The following is a 26,428-nucleotide window of genomic DNA, read 5'->3' on the forward strand; positions in this document are numbered from 1 at the left end:
CTCCCGCATGCAGCGTTGTTACAGCGTGGCCACCTGGGTGCCGTTGCCGAAGTTCTGCATGGTGGGGATCTTCAGGCTGAGGTGCGAGCTGGCGTCGATCGTGTTCACGGTCGCGCCGACCTGCAAGCCGATGGTCGGGCTGGCAAAGCCGCCGCCGCCAACGACGTTCTGATAGTTGCCGCCAACAACAGAGACGGCGTGGCCGCCGCGCACAGCGGACATGGTCTTGCCGTCCAGTTCCTGGTCGAGCGGCAGATCCTTGATCATGAGGGTCGATTGCATGGTAAGTCTCCTGGGGGTTCGGTTGGGGGAGCACGTTGTTGCGCTCGAAGGGTATAGAGCATGGGCCGTGCCAGGCCCGGGACGGTGCTGCAATAAAATCCATAACATCCTGAAAAACAAAGGTTTTTCAGGGAATGCTGGCACTTTCCGATCCCCGTCAGGCAGACATTGTGTTGGGTGCGGGCCAACTCATTTCATGGCACTGTTGGCCAGACAAATTCATATCAGGCGCCGCCCGCGATGCGATGCCGCCGGAGAGGCCGAAAGGCAAGGATGGCTAGCCTTTTATGCCGCCAGATGCTCATCCCGCGCCACGGAAAGCGGAGGAAGAAGGGCCATGGCCTCTTCCAGCCTCTGGACCAACGCGGAACTTGCTGGCTGCAACGGCTGTCGGGCTTCCGGCGAAATCACGCCGGATAGCGCCAGCGCAGCTTTCACTGGTGCCGGATTCGGCTCCGCGAACATGAGCGAGATCAACGGCGCGAGCTTCGCGAACAAGCCGTGGGCCGCGCGCAAGCGGCCCGTCTGCGCCAGCTGCAGCAGGCGCACGAACAGGTCCGGACGAATATGCGAGGACGCGGCGATCACGCCGGCGCCACCTGCAAGCAGGTGATCCAGCAAGGCAGCATCTTCGCCACACAGCACGGTGACGTGCGGATCGTTGGCAAGTGCGCGGAGATTGCCGGCGTCACACTCCTTGACCGCCGAGATCTGCGGTTGCGCAAGCAGCGATCGGATGAGCGCTGGCGACATCGCACAGCCGGTTCGCTTCGGCACGTTGTACAGCATCAGGGGGCGTTCGGTTGCGCGCGCCACCTCATTGAAATGCCACACGATGCCCTCATCGGATGGCCGCAGGTAGTAGGGCGGCGGCACCAGGTAGCCGGCAAGATCAAAGCCGTCCAGTTCGGCAACTTGCGCGCACACCGCGCGGGTATCGACCGCTCCGACGCCAGCCATCACCGGCAGCTCGCCATGGACGGCCTCGAGCACTGCCGCCGTGAAGACTTGCCGCTCGTGCGTGGAAAGCAGGCTTCCCTCGCCGGTCGTGCCCAATATGATCAGGCCGTTTACGCCTGCCTCGACGTAACTCTCAACCAGCCTGGCGGTGCCCTGCAGGTCCAGCGAGCCGGCACGCATCGGCGTGACCATGGGCACCCAGATGCCCCATGGCGACTGGCGGGAAATCGCTGTGATACCGGTGCAGGCGTGCACGGCGGCACCGGAGAAGCTCTCTTCCTCAGTGCGCCACATAGTCGTCTCGCAGGGCTGTCGTGACACCGAACTCCGCCGCCGGAAATGCCGTCATGATGGCATCCATGGCCGCGTCGCGGTCGGTGCGTGCGACCTCCACGTGCAGCGTGGTTTCGCCGTGCCGGTAGTCCACGTTCACCACATAGACGCGGGCCAGTTCACCGAGCGCCCGGTGCATGGTCTGGCGCAGGCCGAACACCTCGGTGGATGCCACCGCAAGACGCATGCGGATCCAGGCCGGTGCCGGCTGGGAGACCGCGCGCAGCGCGGGCATGGTGGCTTTGCTGTGGCGCAGGGCGGTGCGTCGGGGAACGGTATCAACGGCCAGGCTTGACTGTCGCATGATTGGATGGACCCGCGCGGTAGCGGGTCGCGTATTGGACATGGCTTTATGCTAGCCAGCGCCGCCTAAATTTGATGCAAGGATATTGGGCTTTGGCGTTAAATCCGCATCAAAATCAGCGACGCTGGCAAAGCGCTCGCGCTCAGAACGTCTTCGTCAGCGAAGCCCAGGCCGCAGCCTTGCCGAGGTAGCGGCCCCGGTTGGCACTGGTGTAGGCTGATTCCTTGGCATTGGTGTCCACATAGGCCACCGCCAGCGCGAAGCCCTTGCCCAGGTCCTTGGTCAGGCCGATCTTCCAGTCGGTGTATGAGGCATTGCTGTTGTGCTTTACGCCCTGGTAGCCGACGTGCGCGTTCAGGGTCAGGTCCCAGAAGTTCAGCGGCACGTTGGCGCTCAGGTCGATGTAGCCGCTGTTCTTGCTGTCGGCCCAGCCAAACAGGTTGGTGACCGAGTGCGAGTACTTCAGGAACACCGGGCCCCAGCCGATGCCGGCGTACAGCTCGGTGGTGTACGGGCGCGGGTTGTTGTAGCCGCCCGGGTAGTAGTACTCGAGCACGCCCAGGTCATAGTTGAACTCGGTGCCGGCGACCTTGAAGGTGTTCTTGAAGCCGCCGTAGAAATCCATCTCGACCGGGGCCGAGACCGCCGGGTTGGCATCCTCGAGCCAGCTGATGCTGGAGTTCCAGTTGCCCAGATAGAAGCCGCTTTCGTGGGCGTAGTCAAAGCCACCCTGGATGGCCGGGCGCAGGTTGGTCTGGCTGATGCCGCGATAGCGGTAGTCCGAGACCAGCGACACGTTGGCCGTGAACGTATGCGGGGACGGCGCGGCGTCTGGCTGGGATTGCGCCATGGCCGGCGTGGCAGCGAGGAAGATGGAAGATGCGGAACATGCGAGCAGCGTGGCCGCGGTTTGGCGCAGGTCAGTCATTGTTGTTGTGGCGAGAGTTGAAAAAATCCCCGTTGCAGGGAGCCTCGCCACGATATGGCCTGACGCGTAAAAACGGTATCAAAAGCCGCGGTGCCCGCGTACAAATCCAATCAATGCGCCTGGATTTCGGCGCTACCCGGCAAACCGGTAGCCCAGCCCGATTTCCGTCAGCAAGTGGGCGGGCCGCGCCGGGTCCGCTTCGAGCTTGTGCCGCAGATGTCCCATATAGACGCGCAGGTACTGGCTGCTTTCGGCCTGGGAGGGTCCCCACACCTCCCGCAGCATCTCCCGGTGCGTCATCACCTTGCCGCGGTGGGCGATCAGAACCGCAAGCAGCCGATACTCGATCGGCGTCAGGTGCACGGCCTGTCCCGAACGGGTGACGACGCGGCTGGCCAGGTCAACCTGCACGTCGCCGAACAGGATCTGGTGCGAGCCCTGGGCGTTGGCCCTGGCATGCCGGCGCAGCAGCACGCGCAGGCGTGCGACCAGTTCGCCAACGCCAAAGGGCTTGGTCAGGTAGTCATCCGCGCCGGCATCCAGCGCACCGATCTTGTCGGCTTCTCCGCTACGTGCCGACAGGACCAGCACCGGTACGTCAGTCCACGTACGGATCTCGCTGATCAATCGCACCCCGTCTCCGTCCGGCAAACCCAGGTCGAGAATGACGAGGTCAGGTTGCCGGGTGCCTGCCTCGATCAGTCCGCGCTTGAGCGATTCTGCCTCATGCACCGTGCAATCTTCAGACTCCAGGGTCGAGCGGACAAAGCGCCGGATATGCGGCTCATCCTCAACCAGCAAGACTGTTGGGGAAAAATCAAATGGCATCAACTCTCTCTCTAGGCATCAGTCTGCTCCGGCTCCACCGCCGGCGGATTTCCACGCGGCAACGCTACCAGGAAGCGCGCGCCCGCCTGGCCGCCGGGCCGGTCTGGCCGTTGCGCGGGTTCCACCCAGATGCGCCCGCCATGGGCTTGCACGATTGCCTCGCATACGGCGAGACCCAGGCCGACACCCGCGGTCGCGGATTCGCGCTCACCGCGCGTGAATTTCTCGAAGATCTGCCGTTCCTTGCCCTTGGGCACGCCGGGGCCATCATCCTCTACCGCAATCCTGATCTCGTCGTCGACCGGCGCGGCCGAGAGCCGGATCTCTGTGCCGGCAGGCGTGTATTTGGCGGCATTCTCCAGCAGGTTGCACAGCACGCGCTCGATCAGCACGGCGTCGCATTCGACCAGGGGTACCCGGGACAAGTCGACGACAACCACGCGGTGGTGCTCGAGCGCCTCGCGCATGGCAGCCAGGCTGGCGCCAACGAGCTCCTCCACCGATTGCCACTCCTTGCTCATCCGGACTTCCCGGCCCTGCAGCTTCGCCATGTCCAGCAGATTCACCACCATGGTCCGCATGCGCCTGGCCTGTTCCAGCATGGCGGCCACGGTCTCGGCCAGTGACGGCGCCAGCCCGGGATCGCTGCGCTGCATGGTTTCCGCCATGCCGATCAGGCTGGTCAGCGGGGTGCGCAGGTCATGGGAGACAGCGGCCAGCAATGAGCTGCGCAGGCGCTCAGACTCCATCGACAGCAAGGCCAGCTGCGCCACTTCGACGTAATGCAAGCGCTCGATGGCGATCGCGATCAGCGTGCAGAACACATCGACCTGGCGCCGTAGCGCAGGTTGCGCAAAGGCGCGTGATACCGCAGGCTCGACCGCCAGCACGCCACGGGTCTGCATCGGCGCCTTCAATGGCAGATACAGCACGGTGCTGCCGGGCAAGGTATGCGTGCCGGTGCCTGCGGGCTGGCCGTGATCGAATACCCACTCTGCCAGTACACGGTCGATCGAGTCGGTTCGCGCCCCGGTGTCATGCTGCTCGACATCGGACACGGGCGGCAGCAAGCGGCCTTCCGCGGAAACCAGGAAGAAGGCTGAATTGGCATCGAAGGCAGCACGCAGGAAACGGCTGGCGATCGAGACAATCTGGTTCGGCACCAGCGCCGCGGAGAGTTCACGGGCCAGTTCGTACAGCGTGCGGGCATCGTTCTCGCGCTGCACCGCCACCTGCGCTTGTTCGCGCAAACCGGCAGTCAGTTGCCCGATGACCAGCCCCACGGATAGCAGCACGAGGAACGTCAGCAGATACTGTACGTCGCTGACGGCGAACGACAGCCGCGGCGGTACGAAGAAGAAGTCGAAGGCGGCCACGGCCAATACCGAAGCCAGCGCCGCCGGTCCGCGGCCATGACGAAGCGCGACGCCGACCACTGCCGCCAGAAACAGCATGACAATGTTGACGACGTCGAACCATGGAAATGCGAGGGCCGACAGCGCCGTGGCACCGGTGCACCATACCACTGCCCACAGATAGTCTCTGCGCGTGGCGCCGTCGCCTGGCGCAGGGGCGTCTGGCTCTTCAGTGCCATGGCGCGGGCGAAGATCCACTCGCGTCGTGTCCGCCGCAACGCGGATGATGTCGATCTCCGGACACCCGAGCGCCAGCGCATCGGCAAAACTGCGGCGGCCGAACAGCCACGCCGGCGCGTTCACAAATGGCGTCAAGGCCAGGCCGAGAAGGGCGCGGGCCCGCTCCGCAAGGGAGGCGCCGCCCCGGCGCCAGTCCGCCGGCGCACGGCCGATGACCACTTTGGTCAGGTTGTGGCGGCGCACGTACCCCACGATGGCCTGGACCATGTCGTTGCCCGCCAGGGTCTCGGTGCGTGCGCCCAACTCCTCTGCGAGACGCATGGCCGTCTGCAGGCGAGTCTTTGCGAAATCGGACGGGGGTGCCAGCCTGGGGGTGGCGATGGTCACCACATGCCAGTCGCAATCGAGCTGGCCGGCAAGCCGGCGCGCACTCCGGACGACCTGCTCGGCATCGTCACCACTACCGATGCAAGCCAGCACCGCCTCCCGGGTCCGCCACACGCCTTGAACGGCTTCGGACTGACGCCATGCTCGGACATCGGAGTCCACCCGGTCGGCGGTCCGGCGCAGCGCCAGCTCGCGCAGGGCGATCAGATTGCCTTTCCGGAAAAAGTTGCGCGCCGCGTGTCGCGCCTGCTCCGGCAGATAGACCTTGCCTTCCTTCAGCCGGCGCAGCAGCTCGTCGGCCGGCAGGTCTACCAGCACGACTTCGTCGGCGCTGTCGAACACAACGTCCGGCACGGTTTCCCAGACGCGGATGCCGGTGATGCCGCCCACCGCCTCGTTCAGGCTGTCCAGATGCTGCACATTGACCGTGGTCCAGACGTCGATCCCGGCAGCCTGCAATTCCTGGATATCCTGCCACCGCTTCGGATGGCGGCTGCCCGGTGCGTTGGAATGGGCCAGTTCGTCAACCAGGACCAGGGCCGGTCGCCGGACCAGCGCCGCGTCCAGGTCGAACTCCTGCAGAACCCGCTCGCGGTACGGCACGTCCTTCATTGGCAAGCGCTCGATACCGGCGATCAGCGCTTCGGTCTCGGCGCGGCCGTGGGTCTCCACGATGCCAATGACAGCATCGGTGCCCCGTGCAGACGCCGTCCGCGCCGCGGTGAGCATGGCGAACGTCTTGCCGACCCCGGCGGAAGCGCCAAAGTAGACCCTGAGCTTGCCGCGCGAGGCGCGAGCGCCTTCCTCCTGCACCATCTGGAGCAGGGCATCGGGATCGGGGCGCGCGCCGGCTCCGCGCAGTTCGGCATCAGGCATCGGTCGGCTCACCCTCTATCCTGGCATTGGCAAACCAGTCCTGCCTCGCATCCGCATCCCGGCACCGGGTTACTTCCGTGCGATGGCATCCAGTCCAAGGTTCAGCTTCAGGACATTGACTCCCGGGTCGCCCAGGACCGGCAGTAGCGGCGTTTCGGTATTTGCCGCAATCAGTTGCTTCACCTGCTCGATTGGAATCCCCCTGGCGCGGGCGACGCGCACCGCCTGGTACTCCGCGGCCGCAGGGCTGATATGCGGGTCGAGCCCGCTGCCGGATGCCGTGACCAGGTCGACAGGCACGGGCGCCTGGTTGTCCGGATCCGCGGCGTGCAGTGCGTCGACGCGCGCGCGCGCGGCATCGGTCAGCGCCGGATTGGTGGGGCCCAGGTTGGATCCCGCCGAAGCCGCGGCGTTATACGGCATCGGCGCCGTGGCCGACAGCCGGCCCCAGAAGTACTTCGGGTCGGAGAACGGCTGGCCGATCAGTTCCGAGCCAACTGTCCTGCCATCCTTCTCGATCAGCGAGCCGGCTGCCTGATGCGGGAACACGGCCTTGGAGATTGCCGTGATCGCGCCGGGATAGAGCAGGCCGGTCACCAGCGAAAGACCAACGAACACCACCAACATTGGCCGCAGCAAGCCACCTTGCACGGGTGCCGGCGACGGCTGCGGGGACTGCACTTGCGTATTCATGAGCGCTCCGAATCGTGGCAGAAAATCAGACCCAGCCAAACAGGGCCAGGATCATGTCGATCAGCTTGATGCCGGCAAACGGCACCAGGATGCCGCCCAGGCCGTAGACCAGCAGGTTGCGGCGCAGCAGCACCGCGGCGCCCAGCGGCCGGTAGACCACGCCCTTGAGCGCAAGCGGGATCAGCACGACGATGATGAGCGCGTTGAAGGTCACCGCCGACATGATGGCCGACGCCGGCGTGGCGAGCCCCATCACATTGAGCAGGTTGAGCTGCGGATAGGTGGTGGCAAACGCCGCCGGGATGATCGCGAAGTACTTGGCGATGTCGTTGGCCACGCTGAAGGTCGTCAGCGAGCCGCGCGTCATCAGCATCTGCTTGCCGATCTCGACGATCTCGATCAGCTTGGTCGGGTTGCTGTCGAGGTCCACCATGTTGCCGGCTTCCTTGGCCGCCTGCGTGCCGCTGTTCATCGCTACGGCTACGTCGGCCTGGGCCAGTGCCGGCGCGTCGTTGGTGCCGTCGCCGGTCATCGCGACCAGCCGCCCGTCGGCCTGGTACTGGCGGATCAGCTTGAGCTTGGCTTCCGGCGTGGCTTCGGCCAGGAAGTCATCAACGCCGGCTTCCGCCGCAATCGAAGCCGCCGTCAGCCGGTTGTCGCCGGTGATCATCACGGTCTTGATGCCCATCTTGCGCAGTTCGCCGAAGCGCTCGCGAATGCCGGTCTTGACGATGTCTTTCAGCTCGATCACGCCAAGCACGCGTACCGAACCGCCGTTGGCGTCGGCTACCACCAGCGGCGTGCTGCCGGCGCGGGCAACCTCATCGACGGCTTGCAGGACAGCATCGGGGAACTTGCCGGCACGTTCCGTGACATAGCGGCGCACGGCATCGGCCGCACCCTTGCGCACGTGACGCTCGCCGCCGTCATCGCTCAGGTCAACCCCGCTCATGCGGGTCTGGGCGCTGAACGGCACGAACTCCGGCTTCAGGCTTGCCATCACCGGCGCCGCCAGCCCCGGCAGCTGGCGTGCCAGCGTGATGATGCTGCGGCCTTCCGGGGTCTCGTCGGCCAGCGACGACAGCCACGCCGCTTCCGCGAGCTGCAGCGGCGACACGCCCGGGGCCGGGATGAAGCGCGATGCCTGGCGGTTGCCATGGGTAATGGTGCCGGTCTTGTCGAGCAGCAGCACGTCCACGTCACCAGCGGCTTCGACCGCACGGCCCGAGGTGGCAATCACGTTGGCTTCCATCATCCGGCTCATGCCCGCCACGCCAATGGCTGACAGCAGCCCGCCGATGGTGGTGGGAATCAGGCAGACCAGCAGGGCCACCAGCACCGTGATCGTCACCGGAACGCCTGCCTTTGCCACCAGCACGCTGTAGAGCGAGAACGGCTGCAGCGTGGCCGTGGCCAGCAGCAGCACAATGGTCAGCCCGACCAGCAGGATCGTCAGGGCCAGTTCGTTCGGCGTCTTCTGCCGCTTGGCGCCTTCAACCATCGTGATCATGCGGTCGATGAAGCTCTCGCCCGGGTTGGTCGTGATGCGCGCCACGATCCAGTCGGACAGCACGCGTGTACCGCCGGTCACCGACGAGAAGTCGCCGCCCGACTCGCGGATCACCGGCGCCGATTCGCCGGTGATGGCGCTTTCGTCGACCGAGGCCACGCCGTCGATCACTTCGCCGTCGCCGGGGATCATCTCGCCGGCCTGTACCAGCACCACGTCGCCACGGCGCAGCGCCGTGGCGGGGCGCGCTTCGGTGGCACTGCCACGCTTGCCGTCCTTCAGCACGCGTGCGGTGACGGTGGTCTTCAGGCCGCGCAGCGCTTCCGCCTGCTGCTTGCTTCGGCCTTCGGCAAGTGCCTCGGCAAAGTTAGCGAACAGCACCGTGAACCACAGCCACACCGACACCGCCAGGATGAAGCCCGCGGATTCCCCACCGGGGGCTGCCGCCGGCGCGGCCATGGCCTTCAGGAAAAGGATCGTCGTCAGGATGCTGCCCACGTAGGCCACGAACATCACCGGGTTGCGCAGCTGGTCGCGCGGCGACAACTTCCCGAAGGCCGCGACCAGCGCGGGCTTCACCAGCTCCGGCGCGAACATGCTGCGCGCCGGCGGGCGATGATGGTGGGAGCCGTGTTGGCGGTCGGACACCGGCGCGCTCTTTGCCTGAATCGTGTTGGAGGAAGACGCTTCAGCCGTGTTGGCGCCGCGCTTGGCCACCGGGGCCATCGAATCTTGTTGCATGGTTTCTCCGCAATCCGCTAGAGCCATCCGGCACCTGCCTCGGTGAGGCAGGGCAGGGTCCGGACGTGTAGGAATGCTCGATATTTCGTCGTCAGTCGTCGCTTTACTTCGCCGCGGTTGCCGTCACCGCGCCCTGGAGTTGCTCGGCGACTGGTCCCAGCGCCAGCGCCGGGACATAGGTCAGCGCACCGACCAGCAGCACGGTGCCCACCAGCAGGACGACGAACAGCGGGCCGTGCGTCGGCATCGTGCCGCCGCTCACGGGCACGCGCTTCTTGGCTGCCAGCGAGCCCGCCAGCGCAAGCACCGGGATGATGATCCAGAACCGGCCGAACCACATGGCTGCCGCCAGCAGCGTGTTGTAGAACGGGGTGTTGGCGGACAAGCCCGCAAAGGCGCTGCCATTGTTGTTGGCCGCCGACGAGAGCGCGTACAGGATCTCGGAGAAGCCGTGCGTGCCGGGATTGAACACACCGGCGCGTCCGGCCTCGGTCATCACCGCCACCGACGTGCCGAGCAGCACCAGCAGGGGCGTGACCAGGATCGCCACGGCCGTCATCTTCATCTCGTAGACTTCGATCTTCTTGCCGAGGTACTCCGGCGTGCGCCCGATCATCAGTCCGGCGATGAACACCGCGAGCACGGCGTAGACCAGCATGCCGTACAGCCCCGAGCCGACGCCGCCGAACACGACCTCGCCCAGCTGCATCAGCAGCATCGGCACCAGGCCACCGATGGCGGTGAAGGAGTCATGCATGGCATTGACCGCGCCGCACGACGCCGCGGTCGTGATGGTGGCGAACAGTGCCGAAGCGGCGATGCCGAAGCGCGTTTCCTTGCCTTCCATATTGCCGCCGGCCTGCAGCAGCGACGCGGCGTGATCCACCGGCAATCCGGCCAGCGCCGGGTTGGCCATCTGCTCGGAGATCGCCGCCACGCAGGCCATCGCGACAAAGATGACCGTCATGGATGCCAGCACCGCCACACCCTGTCGCCTGTCTCCCACCATTTCGCCAAAGGTGAAGCACAGCGCCGCCGGGATCAGGAAGATCGCCAGCATCTCGAGAAGGTTGGCCAGGCCATTCGGGTTCTCGAACGGATGCGCCGAGTTGGCATTGAAGAAGCCGCCACCGTTGGTGCCCAGCATCTTGATGGCCTCTTGCGAGGCAACCGGGCCCATCGCCAGCGTCTGCCTGTCGGTCTTCAGGTCTTCCGTCACCGGCTTGCCTTGTGCATCGAGCACCGGTTGCCCGGCCGCATCGAGCTTAGGCTGGTTGTACTCCACCGGCGTGACCAGGCTGGCTTCCTTGTAGGCGTCGAAGTTCTGGATCACGCCCTGGCTTACCAGTGCCAGTGCGATCACGGTCGCGATCGGCGCCAGCACGTAGAACGTGACCCGCGTCATGTCGACCCAGAAATTGCCGATGGTGGCGGCGCTCTGGCGCGCGAATCCGCGCATCAGCGCGAACACCACGGCGATGCCGGTCGCCGCGGACAGGAAGTTCTGCACGGTGAGCGCGAGCATCTGCGTCAGATAGCCCATGGTCGACTCGCCGCCATAGCCTTGCCAGTTGGTGTTGGCGACAAAGCTGATCGCCGTGTTGAAGGCCGAGTCCGGCGAAACCGCGCCAAAGCCCTGCGGATTGAGCGGCAGCATGCCTTGCAGGCGCTGCAGCGCATAGACTGCCACCACGCCAAGCAGGTTGAATGCCAGCACCGCGACGGCGTACTGCGTCCACCCCATCCCGGCATCGGCACGCACGCCGCCCAGGCGATACAGCAGCCGTTCCAGCGGCCGGCCCCAGGCGGTCAGCGAATAGTTGCCATCCTCCACCGCACGCCGGATATAGCGTCCGAGAAAAGGCGCGCACGCCAGCAGGATGGCGAGATAGAGGACCAGCAGGCCCACGAATTGGGAGGACATCAGAATTTCTCCGGCCGGAACAACGCAATGAGGAGGTAAACAAAAATGGCAATGGCCAGCACGCCGCTCAACAGATCGGTCCAGCTCATCACAGCCTCCTGTCCGACGCGCTGTTCTTTGCCGCCATCTGGTCATGCGCGCCGCCGTGGCCGCTGCCTGCCGGAGATTTCGGCGCAAGCACGGCGCAAAGCCCCAGCAGGGCTGCGCTCAGCACGGCGAAGCCAATCAATACGATCAAATAGATCCCGTCCATAACAAAGCACCCTTGAATGGTTTCGGCTTGCAGATTAGCGACGGGGTCGTAAAAACAGGGTAGAAAGATGGCCGGTGCGTATAAAGAACGTATAAAGATTCGGGCGATCAGCATGCGCGCGGGAGCCAAGGTGCACTTTCTTGGCCGCTGGCGATCGTGATGCGTGGTGGTAAGGCTGCCGCTGTTGGCGGAGATGCTGCGCCGGCGCGACGCTTCTCTTTCGGATCTTTACGCGACGGCCCGGCGCGTTAATCGAGGGGCTTGACCCGCCGGAATGCACCAAGGAGTGCGAGGTCGTAGGCGATCTTGAGCACGCCGCAGGCAACCAGCGGCGTCCCGACCCAGCCCATCGCCAGCAGCGCGCCCGCCAGGGTCGGGCCGAATGCGGCAGCCAGGCTCCTGGGCACGGCAGTCAGGCTTGCTGCCGCCGGCCGCTCGGGCGGCGTCACCACGGCCATGACATAGGCGGTCCGGGTCGGCACATCCATCTGCGACAGCGCGCTGCGTACGAGCAGCAGCGCCAGCGTCGCCGGCAGGGAGGGGGAGAACGCGGCCGCGATCAGGCAGAGGCTGGATGGGATATGGGTGAACACCATCGTGTTCAGCAAACCGAACCTGCGAGCCAGCGGTGCGGCCACGAGCTGGGAGCCGGCGCTAAGCAGCCCGGCCCAGAAGAAGAACTGCCCGGCGGCACCAATGGAAAGGCCGAAGCGCTGCATCAACCATAGCGCCAGCAGGGAATTCACCACCAGGCCGCCGGCAAATGCGTCGACGCTGAAGAGCAGGGCAAGGCGGGTAACGATCCGGCGAGACGGTCCCAGCGGGGCTCTCGCCGTTGCCAGGTGCGGTGGCGGCTCCGGCATGCGGGCATAGAGGAACCAGAGTGCGGCACCGGTCAGGGCATAGACCATGAACATGGCGCGCAGCGCGCTGAGGACAGGAACCCCAAGTTGCGCCGCGAGCCAGTCCGGCAGCGCCGCCGCCAGCGCACCAATGGCGGCGCAGAGGGCCCCGGTCAGGCTGTAGCGGGCGAACAGGGCAGTGCGGGCATCGGCGCAGGCTGAATCGGCAAGACCGGCATGCTCAAGCGGCAGGAAGACGCTGACGTCGCCGGAACTGGGGTTGAGCGTGCCGACGAATGCGACCAGCAATAGCGGCCAGAGGGAGGACAGTCCGGCGAAGCCTATGCCGGTGGCGGCCATCAACGCGGCCGCCGACATCAGCAGCCTGCGCTGCGGATAGCGGTGGCCGATGATGCCCACCAGGACCGTCGCCAGCGCCGAGCCGATCAGTGTTGCGCTGCTGACCAGCCCCACTGCCAGCTGCGCGAAGCCCAGAGCCAGCAGGTACGCCGGCAACAGCACGGCGATAAAGCCGTCACAGAAGCCGCGCAGCGCGCGGCCAACGAGAAGCGGCAAGGCGCCGGGATGAATGCCTGCGGGCAGGACCAGGCGCGCTAGCCAGCCTCTGCTGACAATCATGGCCGGGTCTTCAGGTGTGCGCATCGCAATGGCATCCGTGTTCCGGTGGTCTCATGCCGTCAGTGAAAGCCCGTGGCGATCCCGCCGTACAAGAACACAGTATGCGCCGGACTCGAAGGCACCGGCTTGGGCGACACGGCAAAGGCTGGCATGGCGCCATGTTAGAGGGCCCCGCAGATGGTGGCATCGGCCGCATCTGCGCCGCGCGCCGCCTTGGTATGGCGTTCCAATCAGTCCTTGAGCGCGAGCGCAGCTTCCGGCGCGCGGAGGAAGCTGATCGCCAGGCGATTGAACGCATTCATCAGGCTGATGGCGGGGGCAGGGGGGATCACTCCGAGCGGATTCATCGATGCCCTTGACAAAAATACCAATTGGTATATTCTGGCTTCCATGAATAAAGCTCAGCGAACCCGCCAGTTCATCGTCGAGAAGACAGCCCCGATCTTCAACGTCAAAGGCTATGCCGGTACGTCCCTGGCCGATATGACGGAGGCCACCGGGCTGACGAAGGGCAGCGTCTACGGCAACTTTGCCAACAAGGAGGAAGTGGCCCTGGCTGCTTTCGATCACAACTGGAAGCAGGCGCAGGCGGCAGTCCGGGCCGTAATGGCCACGAGAGAAACCAGCAAGGAGCAGCTGCTCGCATTGACAGGCGTGTATGAAAGCCTGCCTGAGGAATTCCCCGTGGGGGGATGCCCGCTGCTCAACACAGCGATTGAAGCCGACGACACGCACCCGGCCCTGCGCGAGAAAGCCATGGAAGCTTTCCGGGGCTGGAAGACGCATCTTGTCAAAGTCATCAAGGCAGGGATTGCTTCGCAGGAGTTCCGCAAAGACGTCGATGCCGAGCAGACTGCCGTCACGCTGATTGCATTGATCGAGGGCGCCATCATGATCTCTCGCCTCACAGGCAACGCTGGCTACAGCAAGGCCGTGATGTCGGCGGTAGAAAAAACCATCGTCGATCTGAAGTGATTTTTTTCGACCAAAAATATACCAATTGGTATTTTATCTGCCAAAGGAAGCAACCATGAGCGTGCAGCTGAAACGGAAAGTCGCATTCGCCCTGTCGATGGGAGTCGTGACGACAGGGATCATTTCCTTTGTCCTCCTTACTCTCAATCTCGGATTCTCGGAAGGATTTGCCCTGACGTGGCTGCGTTCCTGGGGCATCGGATATGTGATCGTCATTCCCGCCATCCTCCTGGTCGGTCCGCGTTTGCAAACGCAGGTCGATCGCCTGATTCACTGAGCCGGCAGGCCCGCATCGAGGACCACTGACATGTCCAGGTCATTCCTGCCGCGGCTGCTTGCCTCCGTTCTCGTCCTCGGCGCTTTGATTGCGTCGGGATGCGCCCACCACGCCAACAAGCCGGTACAGAAAGCCGAGATCGGATTCATCAAACTCGACTCGGACATCTCGCTCAGGACGATGGTGGTGCACAACCCCAGTCCGAAAGGGACCGTTCTCTTCCTGCATGGATTCCCGGAGACCCTGTACGCCTGGAAGGACATTGCCCTGGCTCTCGGCGATGACTACGAAGTACACGCCATCGATTGGCCTGGCTACGGCCTCTCATCACGACCAACGGCCGACAAGTTCTCCTATGCGCCCAGAGACTATGCCCGGGTTCTGAAGGAGTACATCCGCAAGGCGGGCATCGACACGTCAAAGCTCACGATCTACGCAACGGATATCGGAGCCTTGCCTGCCCTTCTCCTGGCTATCGAGGAGCCGGACATTGCCAGGACGATCATCGTGGGCGACTTCGCCCCGTTCAACAGACCTCGTTACATGTACGAAAGCCTGCAGAGCCTGAAGTCGCAACCTTCGGCCGAGCTGGCTCGTGTTCAGTTGAACAAGAATCGCGAGGATGTTCTCCAGAATGCCTACAGGCGCGGCTTGGCCAGGGAAGCGCAGTTCGACATATCCGGCGAACTCAAGGACGACATGTCACGCGGATGGAGCCATGGGGAGATGACGTCAGCGGACGCCTTCTATCACTACTACTTGCACTTCACGCGGGACCAGGAGTATTTCGAGGCGAACCTGGGCCGGCTCAAGACGCCCGTGAAAGTAGTCTGGGGTGAGAAAGACATCTACATCAATAAGGACATGGGCATCGAGTTCGCCGAAAAGGCCCATGCAGCGTTCACCCTGCTTCACGGGGTTGGGCACTACCCGCACCTGCAGGACCCCCAGCAAACCGTGGCAGAGATTCGCGCTTCATTCCGGTAAGCCCGCATTGCGAGCGGGGCCCGGGCAGCCGACCTCGTCTGAGGACGACGGGATCCCGCACGACACATGAGCGCCCCTCTGCCACGGACCTTCCCAATATTCCCATCCGTCGTCAAGCACGACAAGGAAACCTGCCCATGAAAATGACCCGAATCTTCGCCGTGGCCCTGCTTATCGCCGGCAATGGTTTGCTTCTGCCAACGGCTCAAGCGCAAACGCAGGGAGTCCACCGCACCGATCTGGTCCAGCGCGAACTCAGCGTGCCCGGTCGTGAGGGCGTACAGGTACGCGTCGACTTTGATCCCGGCGCATTCGCACCGAAACATTCGCACCCCGGGGAAGAAATCGCCTATGTCCTGCAAGGGACGCTGGAATACCAGCTCGACGACAAGCCGCCTGTCACGCTGAAGGCCGGTGACGCGCTGTTCATTCCGGCCGGGAGTGCCCATTCGGCGCGGAATGTCGGCAGCGGCAAGGCGTCTGAACTGGCAACTTACATCGTCAGGAAGGGTGTGCCTCTGGCGGTGCCCGCCAGGCAACCTGGATCGGCCACCGCAGAATAATGGAGGCTTGCAATGAACACGGAATGGTCCAACCAGGCTCCCGATCCGTCGCGCCGAACTTTACTATTGGGCGGCGTGGCGACGGTAGCGCTCTCCATGCTTTACCCGCCCCTGACTACCGCTGCGCAGGAAAAATCCGGGCTTCCCGTGGCATCAGATGCGATCCGCCCATTCCGTGCGCACGTCCCGCAAGCGGCCCTGATCGATCTGCGCCGCCGCCTTGTCGCTACGCGCTGGCCCGATCCGGAAACAGTCGGCGATCGGTCCCAGGGCGTACAGCTTGAAAGATTTCAGCCGCTCATGCGCTACTGGGCAACGGGCTATGACTGGCGCAAGGCCGAGGCAAAACTAAATGCCTGGCCGCAGTTTGTGACGAACATCGACGGCCTGGACATTCATTTCATCCATGTCCGCTCGCGCCATGCAAACGCGATGCCGCTCATCATGACCCACGGCTGGCCAGGGTCGGTCTTCGAGTTGCTTAATGTCATTGGCCCGCTGACGGACCCCACCGCGCACGGCGGCACTGCGAACGACGCGTTTCATCTGGTGATTCCGTCGATTCCCGGCTTCGGCTTTTCACAGAAGCCCGCAGACACTGGCTGGAATCCGGATCGCATCGCACGCACCTGGGACGTGCTGATGAAGCGGCTCGGATATGCACGCTACGTTTCGCAGGGAGGCGACTGGGGCGCCATCATCTCCGACGCACTTGGCCGTCTGGCGCCTGAAGGACTGCTTGGCATCCACGTCAACCGCATCGAACGCGCCACGACGTTGCCACCGGCAATAGCCATGGCGCTGAAAAGCGGGGAGCCTGTGCCGGCAAACCTGACCACCGAAGAAAAGCAGGTGTTCGATGAGGCGAGGGATTTCCTCAACAAGGGATTCGGTTACGCGGCCATCATGCAAACGCGGCCGCAGACCATCGGCTTTGGCCTGGCCGATTCGCCAGTGGGGCTGGCAGCGTGGATCTATGACAAGCAGGCCGACTGGGTATTCACGCGTGGCGATCCTGAGCGGTCACTGGACCGTGACGCGATCCTTGACAACATCTCGCTCTACTGGCTCACAAATACAGGCGGGTCGAGCGGACGGATCTACTGGGAAACCAGTGCCGCCCCGGCAAGGAATTCCCCCATCACCGTTCCAGTGGCAGTGACCGTCTTCCCTGGCGAGGTCTACCGGCCACCGAGGCAGTGGTTGGCACGAGCCTATCCAAACCTGATCTACTACAACCGCGTTGCCAAAGGCGGTCACTTCGCGGCTTGGGAAGAACCGGAGCTGTTCAGCGCGGAGCTACGATCTGCGTTCCGATCGTTGCGCTGAGCGGAAGACGCTGTGCAGGAACGGTGTCGGCCCACGGTGGACGTTGCGCAACTCGCGTCACGCTGCTTGCCGTTTGGCCGGCACAACCGTTCCTATGTACACCGCCGGCACATCGAGCGGTGTACCGGACGGACTCAGCGGGTACCTCGTTCACCGATGCCGGAATGGAGCGTCACGAGCGTTCTCTGCTCTCATGTTGGCAGACAAGGTGTCAATCAAGGGACAAGAAGCCTCATTGCCATTGGCGTGGCATTGCCCAATGAGATTCTTCAGTTCCGCTCGCATTCGTCGCAGATCCTTCATTCTTTCCTCAACAAGACTGAGCTTTTGCTCGGCCAGCGCGCGGGCTGTACTGCACGTGCTGCCATCGTTCTGTCGCAGCAGTACCCGGATTTCATCCAGGGTGAACCCGAGCGACTGGGCCTGGCGAATGAAATGAAGCCGCTGCAAGCTCTGCTGCGAATACTGTCGAATGGCGCCATAGGCACGCTCCGGCACCGGCAGCAGGCCGCACCGATGGTAGTAGCGTACCGTCTCCACGCCAACACCAGCCGCCTTGGCCAGCTTCCCGATTGTTAGTGTGTGCTCCATCGCTTGACTCCGTACCTTGGTACGGACCTACGCTACGCCTAAACCGCACATACGGGAAGGGCGGATTGCGTTTCGATGGGTAACGACAGGGATCGGAGCGCCAGGCACGGTGACCGTCTGCTGCCCATCGGCCGTGAGGCAAAGAGAAATGATGAGCGCCGTCAAGCTGCAGTCAATCATCACCTGCCCCAAGTGCGCGCATGCAAAAGAAGAAACCATGCCCATCGATGCCTGCCAGTGGTGCTATGAGTGCGAGTGCTGCCACGCGATGCTAAGGCCCAAGGCCGGTGATTGCTGCGTCTTCTGCTCATACGGCAGCGAAAGGTGCCCGCCCATGCAGCAGCATTCCTGCTCGTGTGTTCGCCGACGCAGGTACAGCGATGCACGACGTACCCTCGATTCGGTTCCCCCCGGATGATCCCGCCTCTTACCCAGCTCCGCTTGCCAGCGGAACATGTTTTTGCTCGACATTACGCGACGCCCGTTATACGTCGCGGGGAATTCAGAGAGGGGTCATTATGCAATCGCGGATCATTCGCGTTCTGCCCGCAGAAGATGGTTGGGCATTGGAGTTCGGCGGCCTCAATATAAAGGCCCAGAAATTTCCGACCATGGAGGCGGCAATCGCTGCGGGTTGGGGGGTGGCCAGACGAGAGAACGCCGAATTGCACATACATCGTCACGACGGGGACGTGCAATTGCGCAACGCGTGCGGCGACGAGCAACAGGAGGCGCGGCGGTGACGCCGTACTAGCTGTGAAGCGGCGAAAAAGGGCAAGGAGAACGCCTGGGAAAGGGTGGTGAGCTCAAGTGATGTTTTGGGCGCACATTTGCCAGGCAGTGCCTGCCAAATTCCTTGAGGGGAGATACTGTCCGGCAGATCCGCTCGAACGGCCACGCTTGATGCGGCTTCCACGAGGACTGTCTGGCGGTGCCGAAGCACCGCCAGACCAGAGGCATTGCTATCCCGCAAGCGGCCCGGCCGCCATCAAGGCATCCAGCTTTGCCTTCACCATTTCAAGCAGGCAGAGCGCGCTGAAGCACGCTTCCGAGCGCACGCTTTGCTGCTCCAGCAGCACGAGTACGCCATCAATGCCGGCACGCACTTCATGCAGGCACGCATTGGTTTCGATTGCATCGACCATTACTGACTCCTTTGCAGGTTAAGGCGCGCCACTCATTTGAAGGTGAAGGTGGCGGGCCAGACAGCGAGGGTGGAAACCAGTCTCCGGGAAAACCAGCCAGCCTTGCGGCTGCCTCGCCTGGCCCGCCATGGAACGATGCGTTCATGCGAGCACGCAGGAGTGCCGTATGGGATGCGACTCTCCTGCCCGGAGACACCTCGGGTTTCCACGCCCGGTCACCGGCGATCCGATGACGCAACCAGTATTTCCTGCCAGAGTCATGCAGGCGATAAGAGATGTCGCATTCGGAAGAGGCGGGCGAAGCTTGCGGCAACTCAGGCGAGTCGGAAATCGTTGAGTCTTGGAATGCGAGGTGGTCGCGGCATGGAACTAAGCCAAATTATGCGTTCCCGATCCCGCCAGCGAAGATCTTTGGCAGGGATCCGTCCACACTATGCTCCCCCACCTGAGCCACAAAATCCTCCCCCTCCGGCAACCCCAACGAAAACTTCACCGGAAAATTCACAGCAATCCCGCCTTCCGCGGGTACGGACCGCACCACCTCCCGCGCCTGCACATGCGGATCCTCAAACAGCGCCGTCGCCCCCAGCAATGGCGAGAACGGAATATCCAGCGGCCCGAAGAACGCCTCCCACTCGGCCAGGTCGCGCGTGCGGAACACCGCCGCCATCAGGTCATTGACCTCCACCTTGTGCCCGTACCGTCCGGCACGCGTGGCAAAACGCGGATCGCGCAGGGCCGGGAACTCATCACCCAGCGCCTCGCACAGGTTGACCCAGAACTTGTTCTCGAGGATGCCCATCGCCAGATGCAGGCCATCGCGCGTCTCGAAGAGATCGTTCTCCGGCATCACGGTAGGGGATGCCTGCGGCGATGCCTCATGCCCGCGGGCGGCCCAGGCGCCATGGGCGGTCCACGACAGGATCGCGTCATGGATCGAGACATCCAGATGTTGCCCCTGCCCGTTCTGGTGCGCACTCATGATCGCCACTGCAAGCGACAGCGCCGCGTAGCCGGATGCGGCGTAATCCGACACCCGCACGCGCGGGCGCGAGACCTTGTCGTGCACCTGCACCGGCGTCGCCCAATAGCCGGCCAGCGCCAGGTAGTTCAGGTCATGCCCGGCGTGGCTGGCATAGGGGCCAGTCTGGCCGAAGCCCGAGACCGAACACAGCACGATGGCCGGATTGACCGCCGCCAGTGCTTCATAGCCCAGCCCGAGTCGCGCCATCACGCCGGGGCGGAAGCCTTCCACCACGGCATCGGCATTGCGGACCAGGTCAAGGAAGGCTTCGCGGCCAGCATCGGTCTTCAAGTCCAGCGCTACCGAGCGTTTGCCGCGATTGAACTGTGCAAACACCGTCGGACCAAGCTGCCGCGCAGTGTCGCCGGTGCCGGGCTGCTCTACCTTGATGACATCGGCACCCAGTTGCCGCAGCAGGCTGCATGCGTGCGGACCGGGCAGCAACTGGCTGACGTCGATGATGGTGACGTCCTTGAGGCAAGACCATTCTGGCTTCATACAGCGCCCTGGGGGAGAACGAAAGAAGGGGTGCCGCACGCGCGGAAGGTGGCGTGCGGCGCGGGGCGGACCGGACGCTCACCCCAGGTCGCCGACCATGCCGATCGACTTCATCAGGTCGCCGTAACGCGCGTTGTCGCTGGCGACAATGGTGCCGAACTGCGCGGGCGAGGCGCTGCGGCGCAGTTCGCCGGCATTGGCCTTGAGCTGGGCATCAAACACGCCGGCCGTCTGCAGGGCGCCGACGGCGGCATGCAGCTTCTGGGTCAGTTCGGCCGGGAAGTTGGCCGGTGCGAACAGGCCGCTCCAGTTGTCGATGACAAAGCCCGGGGGCAGGGCTTCGGCCATGGTTGGCACGTCCGGGAAGAACGGCGAACGGGTGGCCGCAGTGACGGCAAGCACCCTGACCTGGTTATTGCGCACGTATTGCGTTGCGGTGCCGAGCACCGGCATGCCGAACTGGGTTTGTCCGGTCAGCATGGCGGTGATGATTTCCGGCGCACCCTTGTAAGGGATATGCACGGCGTCACAGCCGGTCTGGTGCAGCATGGTTTCCACCGCAAGATGGGCGATGCTGCCCTTGCCGCCGGAGCCGTAGTTGAACTTGCCCGGCGCTTTCTTCATGGCGGCGATCAGTTCGGCAGCGGTCTTGTAGGGCGACGAGACCGGCACCACCAGCGCGGACGGTCCGCCGGACAGGGCCGTGATCGGCGTGAAGTCGTGGATCGGATCGTATGGCATCTTGCGGTACATGTGCACGTTGATCACGTGCGCATTGGCCAGGATGCCCAGCGTATAGCCATCGGGCGCGGCCCGGCGCAGCGCGCTGGCGCCGATGATGCCGCCGGCGCCGGGCATGTTCTCGACCACCAGCGGCTGGCCGAGCTTCTTGCCCAGCTCCGCCGACAGCGTGCGGGCCACGTTGTCGGGCGTGCTGCCGGCGATAAACGGAACGATCAGCCGGATCGGGCGGCTGGGGTAGCTGGATGAAGCGCTGGCGGCGCGGGCCGGCAGCAGCAGGCTGCCCAGCGCGGCGGCGCCGGCGGTGGCAAGCCAGTTTCGGCGGTTCATGCTTGGTCTCCGTGGTCTTGTCTTATGGTGTTCATGCCGGCGGCGACCGTGCCGCCGGCACGGTCAGGCCTTCTGCTGCTGCAGCGGTTCAAGGATAGCGCGCGCAATGGTGTTGCGCTGGATCTCGCTGGTGCCGGTGAAGATGCGGAACATGCGCAGCTTGCGGAAGGTCTGCTCCACCGGATGGCCGCGCGTGACGCCGACGTTGCCGTGGATCTGCACGGCCTTGTCCGCCACCTCGAAGCAGCGCTCCGAGACAAAGAGCTTGCACGCCGCAGCCTTCATGCGCAGGTCGGCGCCGGCATCGGCCAGCGCGGCGGTATGCGTGATCATGCTCTCGCAGGCCCACAGCGCGGCGGCCATGTCGGCCAGCATGTGCTGGATCGCCTGGAAGCGCGCGATCGGCCCGCCGAACTGGCGGCGCTGGCCGGCATATGCCACCGACGACTCATATGCCCTGGTGGCCAGCCCCAGCATGCTGGGGCAGTGCAGCAGGCGGTTCACGTTGATGCGCGACATGCCCAGCTTGAAGCCGTTGCCTTCGCCGCCAAAGATATTGGCGCGCGGCACGCGCACGTTCTCGAAGCGGATGTCGCCGTCGATATGCTGGCCCGACATCGGCACGTACTCGTTGCTTACCGTCACGCCCGGCAGGTCCAGGTCGACCAGCACCGCGGTGATGGCCGGCGGCGTGGTGGTGGCGTCGGTCACGCACATGACGATGGCAAAGTCGGCGAACGGCGCGCCGCTGATGTAGTGCTTGCCGCCGTTGATGACCAGCTCGTCGCCATCGGCCACGGCCGAGGTCCTGATGCTTTGTGCGTCGGAGCCGGAATGCGTTTCCGTCAGTGCGAAGCAGGTCGACTTCTCGCCGCGGATCACGGGCTCGAAGTAGCGCTTGAGCTGGTCCGGCGTGGCGTACTTGAGCATGTTGCCCACGCGCGGCGGGCCGCCCAGGTCGCCCAGCACGTGCGCGGCCAGGGTGGAGCCGCTGGCGGCCAGGTCGGCCTTGAGCGCGCATTGCTCCTGGATGTTCAGGCCCTTGCCGCCGAGCGATGTCGGCAGGCACGCGGCGTAGAAGCCCAGCTCGCTGGAGCGGCACCAGACCTTGCGCAGGGTCTCGCGCGGCCACGGGTCTTCAGAGCCCAGGCCGAGTTCCTGTTCCAGCGGGCGCAGTTCTTCGTCGATAAAGCGGCGGATGCCGGCGCGGGTTTCCAGCAGTACGGGATTGGTCAGGTGATCGAACATGGCGGGCTCCTTCAATTCACACGGCGCCCGACGCCTTGCCAGTAGCGTTCGCGCACGATCTTGCGGGCCAGCTTGCCGCTGGCGTTCTTGGGCAGCTCGGCGACGAAGTCCACCGAGCGCGGCGACTTGTAGTCGGCAATGCGCTCGCGGCAATGCGCGATCAGCTGCTGCGCGGTGGCCTCGCGCCCGGGGCGCAGCGTGACCACGGCCTTGACGCTTTCGCCCCAGGTGTCGTCCGGCACGCTGATGACGCAGGCTTCCAGTACGTCGGGGTGCTGGTACAGCGTGGCTTCCACTTCGGTCGGATAGACGTTGAAGCCGCCGGAGATGATCATGTCCTTCTTGCGGTCGACCAGGTACAGGTAGCCGGCCTCGTCCACGCGCGCCATGTCGCCGGTGTGCAGCCAGCCATCGATGATGGTCTCGCGCGTCAGCGCGGGCTCGTTGAAGTAGCCGTGGAACACGTCTTCGCCGCGGATCACCAGCTCGCCGATCTCGCCCACGGCGACCTCCTTGCCTTGCTCGTCGACCACGCGCACTTCGGTCTCGCCCAGGGCGCGGCCGCAGGAGGCCAGGCGCTCAGGGTGGTTGGCAATGGCGTCGGCATGGTCGGTGGTGGACAGACGTGTGACGCCCGAGGTCGATTCGCTGGCGCCATAGCCCTGCGACAGGATCGGGCCGATGCGCTCCCAGGCCTCGCGGATGCGTGCCGGCGCCATTGGCGCGGCACCGTAGGCCAGGGTCTTCAGGCTGGACAGATCGGCCTGGGCCAGCGTGGGCTCGGCCAGCAGCATGTTGATCATGGCCGGGACCATGAACACGTGGGTGATGCGTAGCCGCGCCACCTCGGCCAGGAAGTGCGCGGGCTCGAATTTCTCGAACAGCACCAGCGTGGCGCCCTGGTACAGGTAGGGCTGCATCAGCATGCCGGAGGCGTGCGTGACCGGCCCGATCAGCGCCAGCCGGTCGCCGGGGCGGGCCGGGCGGTCCATGCCGGACACCATCTTGCGCAGCGCCGCCATGCGGTTGCCGTAGCTCTGCATGGCAGCCTTGATCTTGCCGGTGGAGCCGGACGAGAAGTGCAGCACGGCCAGGTCGTCGGGGGCGGGGGTGATGTCAGGCGGCGTGGTGCCGGCATTGGCCAGCAGCGCTTCATACTCGACATAGCCCGCCGGCGCATCGCCGATGGCAATAAAGGTCTCGATGCTGCCGAAGCCGGCCGTGGTGCGCGCATAGCCGGTGTAGCCGGGGCCGGCGATCAGCACGCGCGGGGTGCAGTTCCCGACCACGTCGCTGGCCTCGGCCGCGGTGAAGCGCGGGTTGAGCGCCGCCTTGACCAGACCCGCCTTGTACAGCGCGCATTCCAGTTCGACCAGCTCGGGCCGGTTGCGCGACTGCACCGCGACGCGGTCGCCGGGCTGCAGGCCCAGTGCCAGCAGCGCATTGGCCAGGCGCGTTGAGCGTTGGTCCAGCTGGCGATAGGTCACCACCCGGTCCTGGTAGAGGATGGCGGGCTGGTCGCCCCAGTAGCGCGCGGCGCGGCGCAGGAAATACGCGAAACCCATGCTGTCTCCGTTGATGCCTGTTGATTCCGGTGAGCGCTTTTACGTGTGCTCGTGCGCCGTAGTCTGTAAGATGGCTGGCATCACCACAATGAAGCATTGGCTATAAAGCCATAACCATCGGGAATGTGAGGCAATGGAGACGCGGGATATCGAATACATCCTCGCCGTGGCGGCGCACGGCGGCATCGGCCGTGCCGCCGACGCGCTGGGAATCAGCCAGCCGGCGCTGACCAAGGCGGTGCAGCGGGTGGAGACCCAGGCCGGGCTGCCGCTGTTCGAGCGCACCGCCAACGGCATGACCGCCACCTACGCCGGCACGCGCTTCCTGGAGCGGGCGCGGCGCATCCAGCTGGAATACGAGGACGGCATCAAGGAGATGCTGGGCATCCGCACCGGCGAGCAGGGCATCCTGCGCGTGGGCTATTCGCCGTCGATCCCGGGCAACGTGATCCTGGGCGCTTGCCGGCAACTGGTGCGCGAGCGTCCCGTGGCACGGCTGCGGCTGCGCCGCAGGCTGGCGCGCGACCTGCTGGACCTGCTGGCGGCGGGGGAACTGGATGTGGCGGTGGCACCGGCGCCGTTGGCAGCCTCATCGACCGGCCTGACGGTGCAGCCGCTCTTTGACGACCGGCTGGTGGTGGTGGCGGACGAGGGCCATGCCTTGCTGCAGCGGCGCAAGCTGCGGCTGGCGGACCTGGCGAACCAGGAATGGCTGCTGCCCGAAGGGCATATCACGCTGCGCCAGCAGGTGGACGCGGCGTTCCGCCAGCGCGGCCTGCCGGAGCCGCAGCCGCGCATCGAGATCGACTTTGGCAGCAGTTCGCTGTTTGCGCTGATGCAGGGCACGCAGATGCTGAGCATCGCCAATGAAGGCGGCGATGCCATGCAGCACGGCCTGCGCGTGCTGCCGCTGGGCGTGGAGGAGCTGGACCTGCGCCGGAACATCGGCGTGATCTCGCGCGAGGGCGCCTACCTGTCGCCGCTGGCGCAGCGCCTGACGGTGCTGCTGAGCGAGCACAGCCGCTGAGGCAGCGGCAGGGCCACGCGGTTATTGCAGCGGGATCTTGGCCACCTCCGCCAGCCGCTTCCAGCGCTGGATCTCGTCCTTCTGGTACTGCAGCATTTCGGCAGGCGATGACAGGATCAGCTTGGTCGACTGGCGCGTGTAGTACTCGCGCACATCCGGGGCCCTGCCGGCCTGCGCAAACAGGTCCTGCAGCCGTTTCACCACTGCCGGCGGCGTCTTTGCCGAGACCGCCGCGGCTACCCAGTTGTAGGCCAGGAAGTCCGGCAGGCCGGCTTCGGCGATGGAGGGCACGTCCGGCAGCAGCGGCGAGCGCTGCGGTGCGGTGTAGGCCAGCGCGCGGACCTTGCCGCCGCGGACCAGTTCGATGGCGCCGGTGGCATCCACCACGGCGAAGTCGACATTGGCCGCCATCACGCCGTTGATGGCATCGCCAGCGCCCTTGTACGGCACGGCGGTGGTCTTGATGCGGGCCAGTTCGTTGAGCCACTCGGAGTAGAGCGTGTAGGAGATCGAGCCCGAGCCGTAATTGAGCGCGCCGGGGCGCTTGCGGGCATCTTCCAGCAGTTCCGTCAGCGTGCGGTAGGGCGAGCTTGCCGGCACGATGATCACGCATGGCCCGCGCGACAGCAGCGTGATCGGCGCAAAGTCGGTCAGCGGGTCATACGGCAGCTTGCGGAAGGTGGCGGCGTTGGTCGACAGCGTGGAATTGCTGCCGATAAAGACGGTGTAGCCGTCTGGCGGCGCGTTCAGCGCGGTCTGCACGCCAATGAAGCCGTTGCCGCCGGGCTTGTTCTCCACCACCACGCCCTGGCCGGTCAGCTCGCCGATCTTCTTGGCGAACATGCGCGCGGTGGTGTCGGTGCCGCTGCCGGAAGGGAAGGGCACGACAAAGCGGATCGGGCGGGACGGGAAGGCGTCGGCGGACTCGGCGGCGGGCGCCGCCAGCGGCGTGGCGGTGCCGATGGCCGCCAGTGCGGCGGCAGCCAGTCCAAGGAAGCGGCGGCGGGAACGGAAAACCTGTTGCATGGTGTCT

The 26,428-nt window shown here is 64.8% G+C and carries 27 protein-coding genes; 8 read left to right on the plus strand and 19 right to left on the minus strand.

What is annotated here, in order from left to right; all coding sequences use genetic code 11:
• Positions 1-18 precede the first annotated feature (18 nt).
• The 12 genes from C265_RS09055 to C265_RS09105 all read right to left on the minus strand — a co-directional run bounded on the left by C265_RS09055 (position 19) and on the right by C265_RS09105 (position 13,119).
• Positions 19-282, minus strand: coding sequence for a hypothetical protein (locus tag C265_RS09055; RefSeq protein ID WP_010809605.1), 264 nt, complete (start codon positions 280-282; stop codon positions 19-21).
• A 285-nt stretch (positions 283-567) separates the two neighbouring features.
• Positions 568-1,536, minus strand: coding sequence for a 4-hydroxy-tetrahydrodipicolinate synthase (dapA, locus tag C265_RS09060; protein WP_010809606.1), 969 nt, complete (start codon positions 1,534-1,536; stop codon positions 568-570).
• Entirely contained in the window at positions 1,523-1,879 is a 357-nt protein-coding gene (locus tag C265_RS09065) for a hypothetical protein (protein WP_037023977.1), read from the minus strand. The genes dapA and C265_RS09065 overlap by 14 nt, the downstream gene beginning before the upstream one ends.
• 142 nt (positions 1,880-2,021) lie before the next feature.
• Positions 2,022-2,807, minus strand: a complete 786-nt coding sequence (locus tag C265_RS09070; protein WP_010809608.1) for a TorF family putative porin — start codon at positions 2,805-2,807, stop codon at positions 2,022-2,024.
• A 132-nt stretch (positions 2,808-2,939) separates the two neighbouring features.
• Entirely contained in the window at positions 2,940-3,635 is a 696-nt protein-coding gene (kdpE, locus tag C265_RS09075; protein WP_010809609.1) for a two-component system response regulator KdpE, read from the minus strand.
• A gap of 11 nt (positions 3,636-3,646) precedes the next feature.
• On the minus strand, positions 3,647-6,493 hold the full coding sequence (locus C265_RS09080; protein ID WP_010809610.1) for a sensor histidine kinase KdpD: 2,847 nt from the start codon (positions 6,491-6,493) through the stop codon (positions 3,647-3,649).
• Positions 6,494-6,562: 69 nt separating this feature from the next.
• On the minus strand, positions 6,563-7,186 hold the full coding sequence (gene kdpC, locus C265_RS09085) for a potassium-transporting ATPase subunit KdpC (protein WP_010809611.1): 624 nt from the start codon (positions 7,184-7,186) through the stop codon (positions 6,563-6,565).
• Between the two features lie 25 nt (positions 7,187-7,211).
• A complete protein-coding gene (gene kdpB, locus C265_RS09090; protein ID WP_037023978.1) occupies positions 7,212-9,437 on the minus strand; it encodes a potassium-transporting ATPase subunit KdpB in 2,226 nt (741 codons plus the stop codon).
• Between the two features lie 103 nt (positions 9,438-9,540).
• Positions 9,541-11,361, minus strand: a complete 1,821-nt coding sequence (kdpA, locus tag C265_RS09095; protein ID WP_010809613.1) for a potassium-transporting ATPase subunit KdpA — start codon at positions 11,359-11,361, stop codon at positions 9,541-9,543.
• The gene (gene kdpF, locus C265_RS09100) at positions 11,361-11,450 is read right to left on the minus strand and encodes a K(+)-transporting ATPase subunit F (protein WP_010809614.1); all 90 of its coding nucleotides are present in this window, start codon (positions 11,448-11,450) and stop codon (positions 11,361-11,363) included. The genes kdpA and kdpF overlap by 1 nt, the downstream gene beginning before the upstream one ends.
• Positions 11,450-11,728, minus strand: a complete 279-nt coding sequence (locus C265_RS32140) for a hypothetical protein (RefSeq protein WP_010809615.1) — start codon at positions 11,726-11,728, stop codon at positions 11,450-11,452. Before C265_RS32140 ends, kdpF begins: the two co-directional genes overlap by 1 nt.
• A 134-nt stretch (positions 11,729-11,862) precedes the next feature.
• Complete coding sequence (locus tag C265_RS09105; RefSeq protein ID WP_037023979.1) at positions 11,863-13,119, minus strand: MFS transporter; 1,257 nt, start codon at positions 13,117-13,119, stop codon at positions 11,863-11,865.
• A gap of 153 nt (positions 13,120-13,272) precedes the next feature.
• Here C265_RS09105 and C265_RS09110 point away from each other — a divergent pair, with 153 nt between their 5' ends.
• The 5 genes from C265_RS09110 (at position 13,273) to C265_RS09130 (ending at position 17,226) form a co-directional block, all read left to right on the plus strand.
• Complete coding sequence (locus C265_RS09110; RefSeq protein WP_201025225.1) at positions 13,273-14,070, plus strand: TetR/AcrR family transcriptional regulator; 798 nt, start codon at positions 13,273-13,275, stop codon at positions 14,068-14,070.
• Positions 14,071-14,125: 55 nt separating this feature from the next.
• On the plus strand, positions 14,126-14,347 hold the full coding sequence (locus C265_RS09115) for a DUF2798 domain-containing protein (RefSeq protein ID WP_010809618.1): 222 nt from the start codon (positions 14,126-14,128) through the stop codon (positions 14,345-14,347).
• A 30-nt stretch (positions 14,348-14,377) separates the two neighbouring features.
• Entirely contained in the window at positions 14,378-15,334 is a 957-nt protein-coding gene (locus C265_RS09120; RefSeq protein ID WP_010809619.1) for an alpha/beta fold hydrolase, read from the plus strand.
• Positions 15,335-15,471: 137 nt separating this feature from the next.
• Complete coding sequence (locus tag C265_RS09125) at positions 15,472-15,897, plus strand: cupin domain-containing protein (RefSeq protein ID WP_010809620.1); 426 nt, start codon at positions 15,472-15,474, stop codon at positions 15,895-15,897.
• 12 nt (positions 15,898-15,909) lie between these two features.
• On the plus strand, positions 15,910-17,226 hold the full coding sequence (locus C265_RS09130; RefSeq protein ID WP_037023980.1) for an epoxide hydrolase family protein: 1,317 nt from the start codon (positions 15,910-15,912) through the stop codon (positions 17,224-17,226).
• A 150-nt stretch (positions 17,227-17,376) separates the two neighbouring features.
• Here C265_RS09130 and C265_RS09135 read toward each other — a convergent pair whose 3' ends face one another.
• Positions 17,377-17,817, minus strand: a complete 441-nt coding sequence (locus C265_RS09135) for a MerR family DNA-binding protein (RefSeq protein WP_010809622.1) — start codon at positions 17,815-17,817, stop codon at positions 17,377-17,379.
• A 151-nt stretch (positions 17,818-17,968) separates the two neighbouring features.
• On the opposite strand from C265_RS09135, the gene C265_RS32800 reads away from it, so the two are divergent.
• A complete protein-coding gene (locus C265_RS32800) occupies positions 17,969-18,235 on the plus strand; it encodes a GDCCVxC domain-containing (seleno)protein (RefSeq protein WP_081050364.1) in 267 nt (88 codons plus the stop codon).
• A gap of 100 nt (positions 18,236-18,335) precedes the next feature.
• Positions 18,336-18,560, plus strand: coding sequence for a DUF2188 domain-containing protein (locus C265_RS09140; protein ID WP_011616879.1), 225 nt, complete (start codon positions 18,336-18,338; stop codon positions 18,558-18,560).
• A gap of 219 nt (positions 18,561-18,779) precedes the next feature.
• Here C265_RS09140 and C265_RS09145 read toward each other — a convergent pair whose 3' ends face one another.
• The 5 genes from C265_RS09145 to C265_RS09165 all read right to left on the minus strand — a co-directional run bounded on the left by C265_RS09145 (position 18,780) and on the right by C265_RS09165 (position 24,368).
• Positions 18,780-18,962, minus strand: coding sequence for a DUF1484 family protein (locus tag C265_RS09145; protein ID WP_010809624.1), 183 nt, complete (start codon positions 18,960-18,962; stop codon positions 18,780-18,782).
• 379 nt (positions 18,963-19,341) lie between these two features.
• Positions 19,342-20,484 (minus strand): CaiB/BaiF CoA-transferase family protein, encoded by a 1,143-nt coding sequence (locus C265_RS09150; protein WP_010809625.1) that lies wholly within the window; start codon positions 20,482-20,484, stop codon positions 19,342-19,344.
• 78 nt (positions 20,485-20,562) lie between these two features.
• Entirely contained in the window at positions 20,563-21,555 is a 993-nt protein-coding gene (locus C265_RS09155) for a tripartite tricarboxylate transporter substrate binding protein (RefSeq protein WP_010809626.1), read from the minus strand.
• Between the two features lie 63 nt (positions 21,556-21,618).
• Positions 21,619-22,803, minus strand: a complete 1,185-nt coding sequence (locus C265_RS09160; RefSeq protein WP_010809627.1) for an acyl-CoA dehydrogenase family protein — start codon at positions 22,801-22,803, stop codon at positions 21,619-21,621.
• An 11-nt stretch (positions 22,804-22,814) separates the two neighbouring features.
• Positions 22,815-24,368: an AMP-binding protein gene (locus C265_RS09165; protein WP_010809628.1), complete on the minus strand. Its 1,554-nt coding sequence runs from the start codon at positions 24,366-24,368 to the stop codon at positions 22,815-22,817.
• 133 nt (positions 24,369-24,501) lie between these two features.
• On the opposite strand from C265_RS09165, the gene C265_RS09170 reads away from it, so the two are divergent.
• Positions 24,502-25,395, plus strand: coding sequence for a LysR family transcriptional regulator (locus C265_RS09170; RefSeq protein WP_010809629.1), 894 nt, complete (start codon positions 24,502-24,504; stop codon positions 25,393-25,395).
• A gap of 21 nt (positions 25,396-25,416) precedes the next feature.
• Here C265_RS09170 and C265_RS09175 read toward each other — a convergent pair whose 3' ends face one another.
• Positions 25,417-26,421, minus strand: a complete 1,005-nt coding sequence (locus tag C265_RS09175; RefSeq protein ID WP_010809630.1) for a tripartite tricarboxylate transporter substrate binding protein — start codon at positions 26,419-26,421, stop codon at positions 25,417-25,419.
• Positions 26,422-26,428: the final 7 nt, after the last annotated feature.

This window comes from Cupriavidus sp. GA3-3 (genome assembly GCF_000389805.1).
In the GTDB taxonomy this organism is placed as follows: domain Bacteria; phylum Pseudomonadota; class Gammaproteobacteria; order Burkholderiales; family Burkholderiaceae; genus Cupriavidus; species Cupriavidus necator_D.